This is a genomic window from Hyphomicrobium sp. DMF-1, from assembly GCF_027886585.1.
Taxonomy (GTDB): Bacteria; Pseudomonadota; Alphaproteobacteria; order Rhizobiales; family Hyphomicrobiaceae; genus Hyphomicrobium_C; species Hyphomicrobium_C zavarzinii.
The window spans coordinates 1,202,877-1,218,372 of sequence record NZ_CP115706.1 but is presented as its reverse complement, the minus strand read 5'-3'; the positions used below and the strand labels follow the sequence as shown (position 1 = coordinate 1,218,372).

The following is a 15,496-nucleotide window of genomic DNA, read 5'->3' as shown; positions in this document are numbered from 1 at the left end:
CAACGCACCTATTCCCTTTTTAAAGCATTCCCGCCCGAGATGATATTAATTGAATACGACAAGCTATCCAAAAAGACAGACCGCAGATCGACGAAGAGCGGCTATGGTTAACAGCGCGAAAGGCATCACGGCGTACACCGCAGATGGAAATCCCGCTTAAGCCACAGTTTTATGACAGAAAAACGAGGTCGACGTCCGCACAGCGAGGCTCGGCCGTGCCTACCCGCCCAAGGTAAATCCGAGCAATTTTCAGGATAAAAAATTAACCAATCAAATAAACCATATTTTACCTTCGCCGCAAAAGGAGGAACACTGCGCATGCTATAGAGGCGTCGCCAGATCGAAGCGATCAGATAATGCGGACGTTTCCTGCGTGCACAGCGATCCATTTCTAGTTGAAGGTGTAAATGTCGAGACACTCTCCCTGGGAGATGCGTCTTCACGCGTCTGCGAGGAGGTGGGCTCGGGGAAATCCTTCTCGGTCTTCACCCTCAATCTCGACCACATCGTAAAACTGCGCTGCAACAAGGCGTTCCGCGCTGCTTACGACAGGGCACGCATCGTTTTGGCGGACGGGTTTCCCATCGTTCTCGCTGGCCGCCTTCAAGGACGGCACCTGTCCCGCACCACGGGGGCGGACCTGATCAAGCCTCTCTGCGCGGAAGCGAGCCGCCGTGGCCTACCGGTGCTGCTGTTCGGCTCCACGTTCGACTCTCTTGCCGGATCGGCGCGCCATCTCAAGAAAGACCATCCCGGCCTCACCATCGCCGGTGTGTACTCTCCGCCCCACGGCATTGATGTCCTCTCCGGAGAGGCCAACGAAGGCATCGAGTTCATCAAGAGCTCCGGCGCCAAAATCTGTTTCGTTGCCCTCGGCGCACCGAAGCAGGAGATTTTTGCCGACCGGTGCGCCCAGGAAGTGGAAGGCGTTTCGTTCATATGCATCGGCGCAGGATTGGATTTCCTCGCCGGCCATCAACGCCGCGCCCCGAAGGTGTTCCAAACTCTCGGCTGCGAGTGGCTGTGGCGCATGGCGCTCAATCCGCGCCGCCTCGCACGCCGTTACCTCGAATGCCTGTACGTATTTCCGGGCGTTCTGCTGGGCGGATTGGCCCGCCGCTGAGGTCTGGATCCCAGCCAACGCAAATCCCACGTCACGTCTAGCTCGAACGAACGGCGCGTCCTCAGTACGCGCCGCGGAACAGCACGAACACCGTGCGCGTGATGATCTCGATATCGAGCCAGATCGACCAGTTGTCGATGTAGTAGAGATCGTGCTGCATGCGGCTGCGGATATCCTCGGTCGTCTTCGTCTCGCCTCGGAACCCGTGCACCTGCGCCCATCCGGTCAAACCGGGACGCACCCGGCGGCGGCGGGAGAAGAGATCGAGCTTCTGCTCGAAGAGCTGATCATGCGCCAGCGCATGGGGGCGCGGCCCCACGATCGACATGTCGCCAGTGAGAACGTTGAGGAGCTGCGGAAGCTCGTCAATGCTCGTACGCCTTAGAATACGGCCCATTCGCGTCACACGGGGATCATCGCGCTCGGCTTGCTTGACCGTCGGACCATCCTCCGTCACCGCCATGGTGCGGAACTTGAAGATCCGGAAGATGCTGTTGTTCTGGCCATAGCGGCGCTGCCGGAAGAACACCGGACCCGGGCTGTCGATCTTGATGGCGAGCGCCACCACCGCGAGCAGCGGGGCGAGCACGATCAGGCCGACCAGTGCAACCGCGTAGTCCAGCATCGACTTCAGGAGCACGTTGCTCTCGGAAAGCGGCACCAGGTTCACGACGTTGGTCCTGAGCGGACCGAAATTCCGCGAGCCGTGGACGACCACCGGATAAGGATCGAGTTCGGTGCACAGCAAAAGCTCAGTCGAGTACGACGCCAGCCCGTTCACCGCCGTTTGAATCCGGGCCGTATCCTGGGCCGGCAAGCCGACGAAAACGGTGTCGAACTCGTTGCGCTCGATCGCGTCCTTGAGCTCCGCGAGGCCACCGTCGAGAGGCAGATCCGAGCTGCCGATCGCGGCGGGCTTGGCGAGATACACGCCCTCGACCACCACTGATTGCTCGGAGTTTTCGATCTGATCCTTCATGGCGGTGATAAACTCGAGCGTGCCGAAGATGGCCACCCGCCGACGGAGCTGACCGGTCGCAACCATATGGCGCACGCGCCGCATCGCAGCCACACGCACCGTGACGAGAGCCACGGCGCTGAGCGCGAACCAGGTCAGGAACCAGCCGCGCGAATACCCTTCAGCGCTCTTGAAGATGTAGAGAATGCCCAAGAGGACGAGGAGCGACATCGCGAGCGCCCCCCAGAGCTTCCCGTAGCCGACGACGCGATCGACCAGAACATTGGGCTCGTACAGCCCCGCCTGCTTCATAAATAGGTAAAGCGTGACAGAGAGCAGAGGCGCGGGCGCGAGATAGGGAAGCAGGCCCTGATCCTGGTCAAGAAACAGATCGATGTAGAGAAACTTGGCAACCGCAGCCGCCAGGATGACCGAGAGCCCTTCGGCAATCGCACAGGCCGTTATGCAGTTCTCGAACTTGGACAGAACTCCAGATCGAGCACTATCCACCCGCGCGAGCTGCCGAGCCCTCGCCGACACGGGCTCAACGTGCACGTTACTCTCAGCCATAACTGTCCCGACCACGCGCGCGCAATTCTAATTCTTTGGCCGTCGCGCTCGAAAATAAGCATGCGCAGACGTGCTCCATCGCCCCGGTCCAGCGCGCCATACCGTAAAATTTCAGGCTTGGATGCGTGGATAATATTTCGTTACATCAACGTTTTGGAAAGGATAAACAAATAAATTGGTTAACGTTGCTGATCCACCGTAAAGGCGGAACGGGCACGCCAACGGGGTCAACTCCATCAGCTGACTGATATTTTCGGAGGCAGAGGGCCGAGTTATAAATCAGCCATCTGACTGACAGGTGTCGAATGAAAGCGCGCTTCCCGGCGACGCTCAGCTCTGTGATGTGAGCAGCCGCGAGAGATACTGTCCGTATGCGCTCTTTCCATGCCGCACCGCAGCGGCTTCGAGTTGCGCCCCGTCGATGAAACGCATCCGCCACGCCACTTCCTCCGGACACGCGATCTTGAAGCCTTGCCGCTTCTCGAGCGTGCGCACGAACTCCGCAGCCTCGATCAGGCTGTCGGGCGTCCCGGTATCGAGCCACGCATAGCCTCGTCCCATCAACTCGACCGAAAGCGTGCCGCTGTCGAGGTAGGCGCGGTTCATGTCCGTGATCTCGAGCTCGCCCCGCGCGGACGGCTTGAGCCCCGCTGCGATGTGAGGCGCCTTCTCGTCGTAGAAATAGAGGCCCGTCACGGCCCAGTTGGATTTGGGCTTCACCGGCTTCTCCTCGATGGAGACCGCCTTCATGCCCTGATCGAACTCGACGACGCCGTAACGCTCGGGATCGGTGACATGGTAGGCGAAAACCGTCGCGCCGCTCTGCCGGCCAACCGCCACCTTCAATAGCTCCGGCAGTCCGTGACCGTAGTAGATGTTGTCGCCCAGGATCAGGCAAGAGCGCTGCCCGGCAACGAAATCCGCGCCGATGATATAGGCCTGCGCAAGTCCTTCGGGATGAGGCTGCTCGGCATAGGTGAGCGAGATTCCCCATTGTGATCCGTCACCGAGCAGACGCTGAAAGTTCGGCAGGTCATGCGGCGTCGAGATCAAAAGAATGTCGCGGATCCCGGCCAGCATCAGCGTGGTAAGCGGATAGTAGACCATCGGCTTGTCGTAGACGGGGAGGAGCTGCTTCGACGTGACGTGCGTCATCGGATGCAGCCGCGTTCCGCTACCGCCCGCCAGAATGATGCCCTTCATGATACCCTCGATGCCATGCCGCGAGATCGTCTTTAGGCGAGCCGCTCGAGCACGCCCGGTAGTGAAGCGCGCCATAGCGGCATGCGATAGCCGTGCAGCGACGCGAGCTTGCCGCTGTCCAGCCGCGAGTTGGCGGGCCGCCGCGCAGGCGTGGGATAGTCGGCGGTCGTGATCTTCTCCACCGTCACAGTCCTGCCCTTGCTCGCCCGCAGCCAATCACAGATCTCGGCCGCAAATTCCGCCCAGGTGGCTTCGCCGCCTGCCCCCATGTGGAACAGCCCACGCAAATCCGCCCGATCGGGTTCAGAGAGCACATTCCGTGCCACGGTCAGAACACCGTCGGCGACGTCGAGCGCGGAGCTCGGCGCGCCCACCTGATCCGAAACGATACGCAGGACGTCCCGCTCCCCCGCCAGCCGAAGGATCGTCTTCGCGAAATTGGCGCCAAACGGGCTGTACACCCACCCGATCCTCAGAACGACAGTGTTGGGCGAAGCAGCAAGCACGGCGTTTTCGCCCGCGAGCTTCGACGCGCCATAGACGCCGAGCGGCGCAGGGATGTCGGTCTCGGTCCAGGGGCTATCCTTTGACCCGTCGAACACATAGTCGGTCGAAATATGGATCAGCGGAACGCCAAGTGAGCTCGCAGCCTCCGCCAGCGCCCGTGGCCCCTCCGCGTTCACAGCGTAGGCGAGATCGGGCTCGCTCTCAGCCTTGTCGACCGCGGTGTACGCCGCGGCGGAGACAATGAGATCCGCCCTCGCAGCGGCCAACAGCGCGCCCACGCGCTCGGGGCTCGCGAGATCGAGCTCCGGCCGGCCGAGGGGCACGATGTCAGCGCCGAACGCAGGCCCGCGTTCCAGAAGCGCCTGAACCACTTGCCCCTTCTTGCCGGTGACGACGATGCGCATGGGAGTTATCCGGCGCCGACAGCAGTGCCGAGCCGCTCGCCGGAATAGACCTTCTCGCGCAGCGGACGCCACCACCAGTCATTATCGAGATACCACAGCACCGTCTTCTCGATGCCGGTGTCGAAGGTTTCCTTAGCGCGCCAGCCAAGCTCGGTTTCCAGCCGTGACGCGTCGATGGCATAGCGGTAGTCGTGCCCGGGGCGGTCCGTCACGAAGCGGATGAGATTGGCATGCGGCTCGCGCGCCGGACGCACCCGATCGAGAATGCCGCAGATCGCCTCCACGACGTCGATGTTCCGCCGCTCGTTGCGCCCGCCCACGTTGTACTTCTCGCCGAGCCGTCCCTTGCCCGCAATCAGGTGCAGGGCGCGGGCATGATCCTCCACATGGAGCCAATCACGGACGTTCGAGCCGTTTCCGTAGACCGGCAACGGCTTGCCATCGAGCGCGTTCAGGATCGTGAGAGGAATGAGCTTCTCGGGAAAATGATACGGCCCGTAATTGTTGGAGCAGTTGGAGATGATCGCGGGGAAGCCATAGGTGCGGTGCCACGACATGACCAGATGATCGGAAGCGGCTTTCGACGCCGAATAAGGCGAGCTCGGATCGTAGGCCGTTTCCTCGGTGAAGAAGCCGTCCGCCTCGAGCGAGCCGTAGACCTCGTCCGTCGAGACATGAAGGAACCGAAAGCTTGCTTTGCGCGCCTCATCGAGTCCGAGCCAGTAGTGGCGCGCTGCCTCGATCAGAGTGTAGGTGCCGACGATATTCGTCTGGATGAAATCCGCCGAGCCGTCGATGGATCGGTCGACGTGGCTTTCCGCCGCCAGATGGTAGATCCGGTCCGGCTGGAAGTCGTTGAGGGCTGCCGCAACGGCCTGCCGGTCGCAAATATCGGCCCGCAGGAAGCGATGGTTCGGAGCGTGCTCCACCGCACGCAAACTGGCCAGGTTGCCCGCATAAGTGAGCTTGTCGAACGTCAGCACTTCCGCGCCGGCCTCGTTGACGAGATAGCGCACCAGCGCCGACCCGATGAACCCGGCTCCTCCCGTCACCACTATACGCATCTGTCTCTCCGGCTTATTCGAAGTCGCGCGCAAGGTCGTGAAATCTCGGCAGCTTGGCGTCGCGCGGCGAGACCAGCGGCTCCAGCCCCGCCAGCGGCCAGGCGATGTTGAGGTCGGGATCGTCCCACAAAACCCCGCGCTCGTGCTCGGGACTGTAGGTGCTCGTCACCGCGTACCAGACCTCGGTATCCGGAACGAGGGTACAGAAACCGTGCGCAAACCCCGGCGGAATCCAAAGCTGGCTGTCGTCCTCCGAGGAAAGTTTTACCGCCACGTGCTGACCGAAGGTGGGCGAGGAGCGCCGCACGTCGACTGCGACGTCTAGCATCGCACCCTGCGCGCAACGGACAAGCTTTCCTTGAGCGGCCGGCGCGATCTGATAGTGAAGCCCGCGCACCGTGCCCGCAGGACGGGAAAGAGATTGATTGTACTGCACGAACTGCACATCGCCCGCTTGCGACTGAAACAGATCCGCACGAAAAAGCTCGACGAAATGGCCTCTACTGTCGCCATGCCGCTTTGGCGTGATCTTGATCACGTCGGGAATATGGCATCTCTCGAAGATCACCTGATCCGGCATCCTTTGCTCGTCGTATCGGGACCAATGCCTTAATGGTCTCCGCGCTTTCCGTGCAAGAACTGTCCGTTGGTTCGGTTTATGACGCGCCCCGCGCGCCATTGTTGATTCAAAATAAGGCGTTCGCCGCTCTTAACTGTATTGGCGGTTTGAGGTGTATGCTGCAATCGCCTGTTGGCATACTTCGGATGGTCCGTGGTGGCGATCCGACCAATGTCGTCGTAAGGACAGGCGAATAGCGGCCTGATGCAAGGCCAAGGCTTTTCGGAACGTTCATGAGCGCCGAACCAATCGACCGTCATGTGTTTCGCGGACTCATGCGAAACGTACCTGGACAGGTGTCCGTCGTGGCCACCGGCGCACCCGGCAACCGCATGGGCCTGACCGCGAGCGCCGTGTGCTCGCTGACGGATTTGCCGCCGACCGTCATCGTCTGCGTCAATCGCACGGCGGGCGCCCACGACCCGATCATTCGGAACGGCTTCTTCAGCATCAACGCGCTTGCCGTTCATCAGGAGAGCGTCGCGCGCGTCTTTTCGGGCGCCACCCGCGCTTATGGAGAAGCCCGCTTCGAGACCGGCAACTGGTCCCCGGGCGTAACCGGAGCCCCCATTCTGGCCGACGCCGTCTGCCGGCTCGAATGCCGCCTGTCCGAATACAGAACCGCCTCGTCCCACACCGTATTCTTTGGGCAGGTGATCGCAGGATCCGCGTCCGCCGAGGCAAGCCCGCTCCTTTACATGCGCGGCTCGTATGTGGGCTTGGAACAGAGCTTGCAGGATGAGCGGGATCAGGCCCGCAACGAGGTATGTGTCTCGGGCGGGCGTATCAAATAGGGACGCCGCCGTGCCGGGTGCGGAGAGTTTGAGAGTTGCGGTGATGGATCGCGAGACCCCGAGCACCGCCTTTACCGAGAACAAGACCAGCACAGCCGAGCCTCATGCCCGGAGCGCGGCAGCCGCCACGCAACCCGGCGCCGAGCCGCTCCGGATTGCCTATCTCGTCAACCAATATCCCAAGGTCAGCCACACCTTCATCCGCCGGGAGATCCTGGCCGTGGAGCGGCAAGGTATCGCCGTGGAGCGCGTCGCCATTCGCGGATGGGATGCCGAGGTCGTGGATGCCGAGGACATCGCCGAGCAGGCACGCACCCGCTACGCCCTGAAAGGGGGAATGCTGCCACTCCTGAAGGCGTCGTGGCGCACCCTGCTCGCCTCGCCCCGCCAGTTCGCGAACGCCTTGCGCGAAGCCCTGCGCATGTCCTGGGGCGGAGAACGTTCCGCGCCCTATCACCTCATCTATCTCGCCGAGGCCTGTCTCATTCTCGAATGGCTGCGCGAAGCGGACGTCAAGCACGTTCACGCTCACTTCGGAACCAACTCGGCAGAGGTCGCGACACTCGTTCATCTGCTCGGCGGCCCGGCGTACAGCTTCACGGTCCACGGCCCGGACGAGTTCGACAAGGCCCATTGTCTCCACCTCGACAAGAAGATCGGCCACGCAAAGTTCGTCGCGGCCGTGAATTCCTATTGCCGCGCGCAACTCTTCCGCCGCGCCAACCTCACCGACTGGGGAAAGATCAAGATAGTCCATTGCGGGCTGGAGCCTGAATTCCGCGCCACAAGTGAAAGCCCGGAGCCGACCAAAGGCCGCCTGGTATGCGTCGGACGGCTCTGCGAGCAGAAGGGACAACTCGTCCTTCTCGACGCCTTCAGCGAGTTGCGCAAGAGGATCGGCGGATCTCATCTCGTTCTGGCTGGCGACGGCGAGATGCGCCCTGAGATCGAAGCCCGCATCGCAACGCTCGGCCTGTCCGGCGCTGTCACCATTACCGGCTGGATCAGCAGCGCCGCCGTGCGCGACGAGATTCTCGCAGCCGAAGCGCTTGTATTGCCGAGCTTCCAGGAGAGCCTGCCGGTCGTCATCATGGAGGCCATGGCGCTCCGCCGCCCTGTGATCACCACGTACGTCGCGGGCATTCCGGAGCTGGTCATCCCCGGGGAAACCGGCTGGCTCGTGCCGGCCGCAGCCATCACGCCCCTGGTGGACGCCATGGAAGCTTGCCTCACCTCCTCTCCCGAAGCCCTGAAGCGCATGGGAGACGCCGGCTACGCACGTGTCGTTGGACGCCATGACATCGACAAGGAAGCCGAAAAGCTCGCCCGGCTCTTCAAAAGCAACGCGATAGGCCGCGAGATCGAAGAATGGCACTCCTAGACGTCGCCACCGCTGGTCTCTTGCTTGTAGGCATCGTGCTGGCCGTCCCGGTAGCCGTGCTTCTGGTCGAGATCGTCTCCGCCCTTGCCTTTTCGAGCCCGCAGAGACGCCGGGGCGACGCCAAACCCCGCTTGGCCGTGCTGGTGCCCGCGCACGACGAAGCGCTCGTCATCACCGAGACCCTTCTCAATATCCGCGATCAGCTTTCACCCGGCGATCGTCTGCTGGTTGTTGCCGACAACTGCACCGACGCAACCGCCGAGATCGCCGAAAATCTCGGCGCCGAAGTCGTCCGGCGCACGGACACCACACGGCGCGGCAAGAGCTACGCCCTCGATTTCGGCATCCGCCACCTCGCCTCGAACCCTCCCGACGTGGTCATCATCGTGGACGCGGACTGCGCCCTCGACTCCGGCTGCCTCCCGACCATCGGCAAAGAAGCTTACGAGACCGGCCGCCCTGTCCAGGCCCACTACGAGCTGCTTGCGCCCGCCGAAAGCCCGCCGCCGCGCGTCGGCATCGCGGTTTTTGCCGCAAAGGTTAAAAACTATCTTCGCGCCCTCGGATTTTACAATGTTGGCCTGCCCTGCCAGCTCATGGGAACCGGCATGGCATTTCCCTGGGACGCCTTTTCGAAGGTCGACCTTAATTCCGGCGAGCTCGCCGAAGATTTGGTTCTCGGATTAGACCTCGCCCGGGCCGGAATTCCCCCCATGTTTTGTCCAACGGCGCGCGTCACAAGCCGCTTTCCCGTGAGTGAGGAAGGCAGCCAAACGCAGCGCGCTCGCTGGGAAACCGGCCACCTGACAACCATAACCCGCCGCGTTCCGCTCTTACTATCTGAAGCCATAACCTCAAGAAATTGGCCACTTTTCGCCCTGGCGCTCGATGCTGCTGTGCCGCCGCTTGCGTTGCACGCGATGGCCCTCGCCGTCTTCGGCGTCGCCTCACTAATCTGGGCGCTTCTGACGGGGGTCACGTCCCCCCTGATCCTCGCCGCCGCCATCGCCGCCGCTTTCACGATCGCCGTGGCGCTCGCCTGGCAAAGCGTAGGTAGGGATAACATTACATTAATTGAATTGGCCCGCGCACCCGCTTATGCCATTTCAAAATTATCGCTATATGCTCAAATCTTGAAAGGGAAACACATTTCCTGGATCAGGTCGAAAAGGGACTGAGTGTGGAATGACTATTTTCGAACGCATACCGAACCCTCTCGACGCGACCCAGAAGCTAAGTCAGATCCTCGCAAACCCATCCGCCGATGCCGATACGGCTCCCGTCGAGTCGAAACTGGCGCGCCCGGCTGCCGACGAGGGAGATGCCGCGGCACAGGAGGCCGACAGTTGCGACATGTTCTTCGGTGACCCCACCAGCGCCCGCCGCATGGCGAAGATCATCGCGATTGCCAACACGCAGTCGGCGCACATCATCGGCGTCACCGGCGCACGCCCTGGCGTCGGCGTAACGGTCACCAGCCGCCAGCTCGCAGGAGCAATCTCGAACTTCGGAAGAAAGACGCTTCTCGTCGACCTGAGCGGAGTCGATTTTTCGAGCCTCGGCTCCGCTCACGCCCCCGCAGCCCCGATCACGCTTCTGGACTATGCGTCGGAGATCCGGCCGGGCCTCAGCGTCGTCGATGGCACCGCCGTGCCTCTGCTGCACGAGAAGACGCTTTCCGAGCTTCACCATGCGCTCGATACCGCCTCGCGATCTGGCTACACCATCATCGTCGATCTGCCCCCCGTGCTGCAGAAATCCGGCCAGCCGGTTCCTGCTACAGCCATCTCGGGCGCCGCGTGCGATCTCGTCTTTCTCGTCTGCCTGAGCGGCACCATGCAGCGCAAGGATCTGATCTCGTGCGTGCAAACGTGCGCGATCATGGAATTGAAGGTCGGCGGCCTGATCCTGAACGACTGGAAGCTTCCTGGCAGCAGCATCCTGGAAAGTTGACACCCTGACGGCGGCCGAAACCGGCCGCCTGGACGATCTGCAATGGAGTGATGCCGCACATGGGCATTGGATCTGAATTCATCCGGGAGCATCTGGTCTTCGCGCTGGACGTACTGCGCCGGCGCTGGCTCCTTCTCGCTTTGCCGATCTTGCTCGCGGCCCTCCTTTCGGCCTTCGCCGTCAAGTTCGCGCCCACCAAGTACACCGCCAAGTCGCTCATCCTCCTCCAGGCTGCAAACCGCAGCATCGGCGGATCGAACACCATCCAGCGCTCCAGCACCTACGAGCAGGTCCGCGCGATCGAAGCGTGGCTGAAGAGCGACCACGTGCTCGCAGGCATCCTGCCTCAGATCAAGGCCTTCCCTCCCGCGAAGTCGCCGGCCGAGCTGTTCATCCAGACAAGAGCGCTCGGCGCTTCGCTGACCTTCGAGCTCGTGGGCGGCTCCATTCTTGAGGTCGGTCTCGAAGGCCGCAATCCCGTGGGCCTCGGACGGGACCTCGAGGTCATCCTCTCGCGCCTCATGGAAGGCCTCACCGGCCCCGAGCAGAACATCTTCAGCGCGCCCCAATTCGTGCTCATGCGCAGAAGCGAGGACGTGGCCATCGCCGAGACGGCCTTGATGAAGGCCATCAACGAAGGCGGCTTCCAGGCACCGCTCCAGGTGCGCGCTGAGCTTCAGCAGCTGTGGACCATGACCCAACGCCGCGGCAACGCGAGCTACGACATGTCGTCGAGCGCGGAGCCTCCGCCGGAAACGGCCTCGGACGACGACAAGAGGGCTTTCGCTGCAGCCAACAGGCTCCGCCTTGCCATCAGCGAGAACCCGAAGGTGGTTCAGAACCTCGAACGCCTGTATGGCGTCTATCAGGCCGCCCTCGATCGCTTCCAGGCCCTGCAGAACCAGGCAGGCGGCGCGCGCGGCAACAACTATGTCGGCATCTTCGACTCGCCTGACGATCTGCTCATCATCGGACGCCCGAAGGATCCAATCGTCGGAGAAAGCGTCGCGCGCAAGCTCGCCGTGGCCGGCATCCTGCTGAGCGTGATCGGAGGCTGCGGCCTCGTATTCCTGGTCGAGCTGTTCGCCGGCCTCTTGCGCACGAGACGCGACCACGAGAACGCATCCGGCCTTCAGGTCGTCGGACGGGTCTCGAGAATTCCGCGAAGGAAGCTTGCCCACGGCTGAGCACAGCCCAGAACGGAGGATACGGATCACATGATCGCAAAACGCGTAGTCCGATCCGCTCTGATCGCACTGTCCATGCTCTTCTGCACCAGCGCCGCAATGGCCCAGGCGCACGCCAAATTCGACCCCGATACCGGCCTTTTCAGGGTCGAATACAAAACCTCGACCGTCGTGGATGCCGAGTTCAGTTTCTGGCGCGGTGAGTGGTCCTGGCTCGGCCTTGGCCTGGTGACGAGCGTGGTGGAGCCCCTGCGCCGCTACTCGGTGCGCGGAGACGCAGCCGAGAAAATGACACTCGATGCCGATGTGGAGCTTTCGGAGCCCGGCAAAGCCACTTGGGCTTTGCGGCTTAAGGAGGATCCGGAGCGCGCCACGGACGTCTTCGGCACCATTATCTTCAGGATTTCGAGCGACGCGCTGAAGCGCAAGGGTTTCGATCCCGTGGCGGAAGTGCGTCCCGACCGGATGGGATGGTCGCTGCTTCTGGAGCCGGACAAGCCGCCCCTGACGATCACGTTCGACAAACCCGTCGAAAGCCTCAGCTTCGAGATGGGAAACCGTAACGAGATCCGCGCCTATCTCCTCCAGAAGAACACCAGGCCCGATTCACTCGATCTCAAGATGACGGTGTCCCTTCCGGGCGAGTTCGTGCCCACTCTCTCCGAGCGCCTGGGCGAGAAGAAGGACACCTGGTGGGCAAGCGACATCCATTGGAACCGCACGCCTGTCGACCTGAGCTTCCTTAACGCCGAAGAGAAGCCCGCCGGAAAGCGGGGCTTCCTGCACGCGGTCGGCGAGGACCTGGTGTTCGAGGATGGAACCAAGGCCCGCTTCTGGGGCACGAACCTCTCGGGCTACGCGCTGTTCCAGGGCACCACGCCCGAGCTCGTGCGCAATCAGGCCAAGCGCATTTCGAAGCTAGGCTTCAATCTGGTCCGCATTCATCACCACGACTCGGCCTGGGTCTCACCCAACATCTTCGGCGCCGAGCCGCCGAACACCCTTTCCCTCAACGCCGCCTCGCTTGAGAAGATCGACTGGTGGATCAAGTGTCTCCGGGACGAAGGCATCTACGTCTGGCTGGACCTCCACGTTGGACGGAAGCTCAAGAAGGCCGACGGCGTCGATGCGTTCCAGGAGATCGCGGACAAGGACGGTGCCACGGCCGAAATGAAGGGCTACATGTATGTCAACGACAGCATCAAGGCCCGCACGAAGGAGTTCGCGGACGCTTACCTCTCGCATGTGAACCCTCACACCGGGCTCGCCTACAAGGATGATCCGGCCGTCGTCACCGTGCTGATCACGAACGAGAACGACCTCACCCAGCACTACGGAAACGGCCTGTTGCCGGACAAGAACGTGCCCTGGCATTCGGAGCGCTATCTCGCACGCGCCGACGCGTTCGCGGCGAAATCCGGGCTCGATAAGAGCAAGGTCTGGCGAAGCTGGGAGTTCGGGGCGTCGAAGATCTTCCTCGCCGACCTAGAGCACGCCTATTTCAGCGACATGACGAGCCACTTGCGTAAGCTCGGCGTCAAGGTGCCGATCGTCGGCACCAACTACTGGGGCGGCATGAATACCTCCGGCCTCACCTCGCTCGCTGAAGGCGACATGGTGGATGCGCACGCTTACGGCGGCACCAACGAAGTCGAGCACAATCCGCGCTTCACGCCGAGCCTGATGAGCTGGATCTCCGGCGGCGCGATCGTCAACAAGCCGTTTTCCGTCAGCGAGTGGAACGTCGAGCCATTCCCCGTATTCGACCGCTTCCAGGTTCCAGCCCATCTCGCCTCCGTCGCAAGCCTCCAGGGCTGGAACGCATTGCTTCAGTACGCCTATACCCAGGCCCCCATGAACGGCTACGCCTCCGTCGGAAACTGGGAGGGCTACAATGATCCGGCCCTGCTCGCGACCATGCCGGCCGCCGCTCTTCTGTTCCGCGCCAAGCATGTGAGCGAGGCTAAGAGCACATACGAGCTCGACCTGCCTGAAAAGGTGTTTACGGGGACCGAGGTCAACGCACGCACCTCGCGCGCCATCAGAACCCTCACCGAAACCTCAAAGCTGCGCATCAGGGTGCCCCAGATGCCGGCCCTGAGCTGGATCACCGAGCAGCCTGCGGCAAGCAGCGCAAAACAGATCACCGATCCCGATTTCGACGCCATCGGGGAAGGCAAGACCAGCGTTTGTTCCGACACCGGCGAGCTCTGCCGCGACTGGCAGCAAGGCGTCTTCACGGTCAACACTGCGAAATCCCAGATCGCGAGCGGCTGGCTCGGCGGAAAGACAATCGCGCTGCGCGACGTCACCGTAGCTCTGAGCACCGCAAATGCCGCTGTTGCCGTTCAGAGCCTCGACGGCGAGCCTTTGCCCCAGTCGAGCAGGCTTATGGTTTCGATCTCGGCCCGGTCGACACCCGAGGTGCAGGGACGTCTGCCGTATCTCACCGAGCCCGTCGAAGGGGAAATCAGAATTCGCGCGCGGGCTGGGCTCAAGGCCTACAAAGCGGATCGCGAAGGCGTCCTGTCACCCGTGCCGCTCGAAACCACCACCGAAGGCTACACGCTTCTGCGCCTCACGCCAGACATCCGCTCGCACTGGCTGTTCCTGCAATAGTCGCCAGCTAGCAGTCCGCGTCCCCAAGCACACCCGAACGCGGGTTTTTAGCGACGGTCTCCCACGCAATGCATTGGAGCGTTCGCGCAAGCGGCTCGCCGATCTCGGGCGGCGATGGAAGATCGGCCGGACTTTGCCGATAGAGCGTCGCGAAGTGCACCAGCGTCGAGAAGTAGATGCCAGCAAGGCTCGCGTGAATGTCGTCGAATGGCTTCGAGGGATCTCTGAGCGCGCCGGTGACAGAGTCGACGACCGGATTGGCCACCATATCGATTAGGCGAAACGGCCTTCCGTCTGGCCATTCGAAGCGATCGCCCGGCTTCGGAGCCGCCATACGCGCATCGAGCGCCAGGAGTGCGTCGCCCACCGGAACCGAATAAATGGGATCCTCGATGCCGCAACCGGCATCTGATGTCGAGGTCCAGCCCAGCCGATGCAGCCAATGAGGCGCGACGACGGACGGCTTCCGGGCCGCGTCCGCAAGTTCATCCCACAGCACCCGCTCCGCCTTCATCTCGGCGCGCCAATCGAAACCCTCGGGCGCGGGCTTGCCTCCAGCCCGATGCGAGCCCTGGAAGTTCACCCACGTCTGGTAGAGATAGACGCGTGCCTTAGGATTGGCCTTGAGCAGGGTGCAGTAGAAGCTGCGCAGATAATAGGGGCTGAACTCGTACTTGAGCGTTCCCGCAAGCGGAACAGCCTCCGTCGCAACGAGCGTATCGTAACGCCCCGCCTCCGTTTCGAAGACCGCTCGCTTCTTGGCCATCGGAGAAGCGTCGCGATCGTAGCTGTGTGGCCGCCCGCGCCAGAGGGCCGACAATGGGGAGCCGAACAGCGTGTGATCCGTCATGGTGTAGGCAAGCTTTCGGCTCTCCGCCAGCCTGCCGACGACCGACATGATGTCGACGCGGCCCCACGCCGAGTCCGCCTTCTGCTCGATGAGGCTGTGCCCCACCCACATGACCGAAATACCCGGCTTAGGACCGAGCCTGTGCTCCTGCCAGCTCTCCGCGGGCGCGCGCACCATGTCTTGAGCCCTCACTTCGAAAAGGCTTGCCCAGCCGGCGGCCGCAACGGCGAGCGAGACACAAAGAGGATTGCGATATCCGGCCAT

Annotated in this window: 13 protein-coding genes; 7 read left to right on the top strand and 6 right to left on the bottom strand. The window is 62.4% G+C overall.

Going from position 1 to position 15,496, the window contains the following annotated elements; all coding sequences use genetic code 11:
* Positions 1–373: 373 nt before the first annotated feature.
* The gene (locus PE058_RS05520) at positions 374–1,123 is read left to right on the top strand and encodes a WecB/TagA/CpsF family glycosyltransferase (RefSeq protein WP_271030071.1); all 750 of its coding nucleotides are present in this window, start codon (positions 374–376) and stop codon (positions 1,121–1,123) included.
* A 61-nt stretch (positions 1,124–1,184) separates the two neighbouring features.
* On the opposite strand, the gene PE058_RS05515 is transcribed toward PE058_RS05520, so the two are convergent.
* The 5 genes from PE058_RS05515 to rfbC all read right to left on the bottom strand — a co-directional run bounded on the left by PE058_RS05515 (position 1,185) and on the right by rfbC (position 6,409).
* A complete protein-coding gene (locus PE058_RS05515; RefSeq protein ID WP_271030070.1) occupies positions 1,185–2,651 on the bottom strand; it encodes an undecaprenyl-phosphate glucose phosphotransferase in 1,467 nt (488 codons plus the stop codon).
* 330 nt (positions 2,652–2,981) lie between these two features.
* On the bottom strand, positions 2,982–3,854 hold the full coding sequence (gene rfbA, locus PE058_RS05510) for a glucose-1-phosphate thymidylyltransferase RfbA (RefSeq protein ID WP_271030069.1): 873 nt from the start codon (positions 3,852–3,854) through the stop codon (positions 2,982–2,984).
* Positions 3,855–3,886: 32 nt separating this feature from the next.
* Entirely contained in the window at positions 3,887–4,765 is an 879-nt protein-coding gene (rfbD, locus tag PE058_RS05505) for a dTDP-4-dehydrorhamnose reductase (RefSeq protein ID WP_271030068.1), read from the bottom strand.
* Between the two features lie 5 nt (positions 4,766–4,770).
* A complete protein-coding gene (gene rfbB / locus PE058_RS05500; protein ID WP_271030067.1) occupies positions 4,771–5,829 on the bottom strand; it encodes a dTDP-glucose 4,6-dehydratase in 1,059 nt (352 codons plus the stop codon).
* 13 nt (positions 5,830–5,842) lie between these two features.
* Positions 5,843–6,409, bottom strand: a complete 567-nt coding sequence (gene rfbC, locus PE058_RS05495; RefSeq protein ID WP_020084353.1) for a dTDP-4-dehydrorhamnose 3,5-epimerase — start codon at positions 6,407–6,409, stop codon at positions 5,843–5,845.
* Positions 6,410–6,681: 272 nt separating this feature from the next.
* On the opposite strand from rfbC, the gene PE058_RS05490 reads away from it, so the two are divergent.
* From PE058_RS05490 to PE058_RS05465, 6 genes are read left to right on the top strand one after another with little or no spacing between them, the layout of a single operon-like run.
* Positions 6,682–7,242, top strand: a complete 561-nt coding sequence (locus PE058_RS05490) for a flavin reductase family protein (RefSeq protein WP_083929032.1) — start codon at positions 6,682–6,684, stop codon at positions 7,240–7,242.
* Positions 7,243–7,285: 43 nt separating this feature from the next.
* Positions 7,286–8,623, top strand: a complete 1,338-nt coding sequence (locus PE058_RS05485) for a glycosyltransferase (protein WP_020084351.1) — start codon at positions 7,286–7,288, stop codon at positions 8,621–8,623.
* Between the two features lie 56 nt (positions 8,624–8,679).
* Positions 8,680–9,801: a glycosyltransferase family 2 protein gene (locus tag PE058_RS05480; protein ID WP_271030066.1), complete on the top strand. Its 1,122-nt coding sequence runs from the start codon at positions 8,680–8,682 to the stop codon at positions 9,799–9,801.
* Between the two features lie 7 nt (positions 9,802–9,808).
* The gene (locus PE058_RS05475; protein ID WP_020084349.1) at positions 9,809–10,576 is read left to right on the top strand and encodes a tyrosine-protein kinase family protein; all 768 of its coding nucleotides are present in this window, start codon (positions 9,809–9,811) and stop codon (positions 10,574–10,576) included.
* A gap of 59 nt (positions 10,577–10,635) precedes the next feature.
* Positions 10,636–11,763 (top strand): Wzz/FepE/Etk N-terminal domain-containing protein, encoded by a 1,128-nt coding sequence (locus PE058_RS05470; protein ID WP_198011116.1) that lies wholly within the window; start codon positions 10,636–10,638, stop codon positions 11,761–11,763.
* Positions 11,764–11,793: 30 nt separating this feature from the next.
* Positions 11,794–14,382: a cellulase family glycosylhydrolase gene (locus tag PE058_RS05465; RefSeq protein WP_271030065.1), complete on the top strand. Its 2,589-nt coding sequence runs from the start codon at positions 11,794–11,796 to the stop codon at positions 14,380–14,382.
* Between the two features lie 7 nt (positions 14,383–14,389).
* Here PE058_RS05465 and PE058_RS05460 read toward each other — a convergent pair whose 3' ends face one another.
* Positions 14,390–15,409, bottom strand: a complete 1,020-nt coding sequence (locus PE058_RS05460) for a hypothetical protein (RefSeq protein WP_271030064.1) — start codon at positions 15,407–15,409, stop codon at positions 14,390–14,392.
* Between the last annotated feature and the right edge of the window lie 87 nt (positions 15,410–15,496).

What these genes read in the sequence shown, in the direction of transcription:
- rfbB (WP_271030067.1), bottom strand. Translation starts at nt 5,829, where the DNA reads ATGCGTATAGTGGTGACGGGAGGAGCCGGGTTCATCGGGTCGGCGCTG.
- PE058_RS05475 (WP_020084349.1), top strand. Translation starts at nt 9,809, where the DNA reads ATGACTATTTTCGAACGCATACCGAACCCTCTCGACGCGACCCAGAAG.
- rfbD (WP_271030068.1), bottom strand. Translation starts at nt 4,765, where the DNA reads ATGCGCATCGTCGTCACCGGCAAGAAGGGGCAAGTGGTTCAGGCGCTT.
- PE058_RS05515 (WP_271030070.1), bottom strand. Translation starts at nt 2,651, where the DNA reads ATGGCTGAGAGTAACGTGCACGTTGAGCCCGTGTCGGCGAGGGCTCGG.
- rfbC (WP_020084353.1), bottom strand. Translation starts at nt 6,409, where the DNA reads ATGCCGGATCAGGTGATCTTCGAGAGATGCCATATTCCCGACGTGATC.
- rfbA (WP_271030069.1), bottom strand. Translation starts at nt 3,854, where the DNA reads ATGAAGGGCATCATTCTGGCGGGCGGTAGCGGAACGCGGCTGCATCCG.
- PE058_RS05470 (WP_198011116.1), top strand. Translation starts at nt 10,636, where the DNA reads ATGGGCATTGGATCTGAATTCATCCGGGAGCATCTGGTCTTCGCGCTG.
- PE058_RS05460 (WP_271030064.1), bottom strand. Translation starts at nt 15,409, where the DNA reads ATGGTGCGCGCGCCCGCGGAGAGCTGGCAGGAGCACAGGCTCGGTCCT.
- PE058_RS05490 (WP_083929032.1), top strand. Translation starts at nt 6,682, where the DNA reads ATGAGCGCCGAACCAATCGACCGTCATGTGTTTCGCGGACTCATGCGA.
- PE058_RS05465 (WP_271030065.1), top strand. Translation starts at nt 11,794, where the DNA reads ATGATCGCAAAACGCGTAGTCCGATCCGCTCTGATCGCACTGTCCATG.
- PE058_RS05485 (WP_020084351.1), top strand. Translation starts at nt 7,286, where the DNA reads ATGGATCGCGAGACCCCGAGCACCGCCTTTACCGAGAACAAGACCAGC.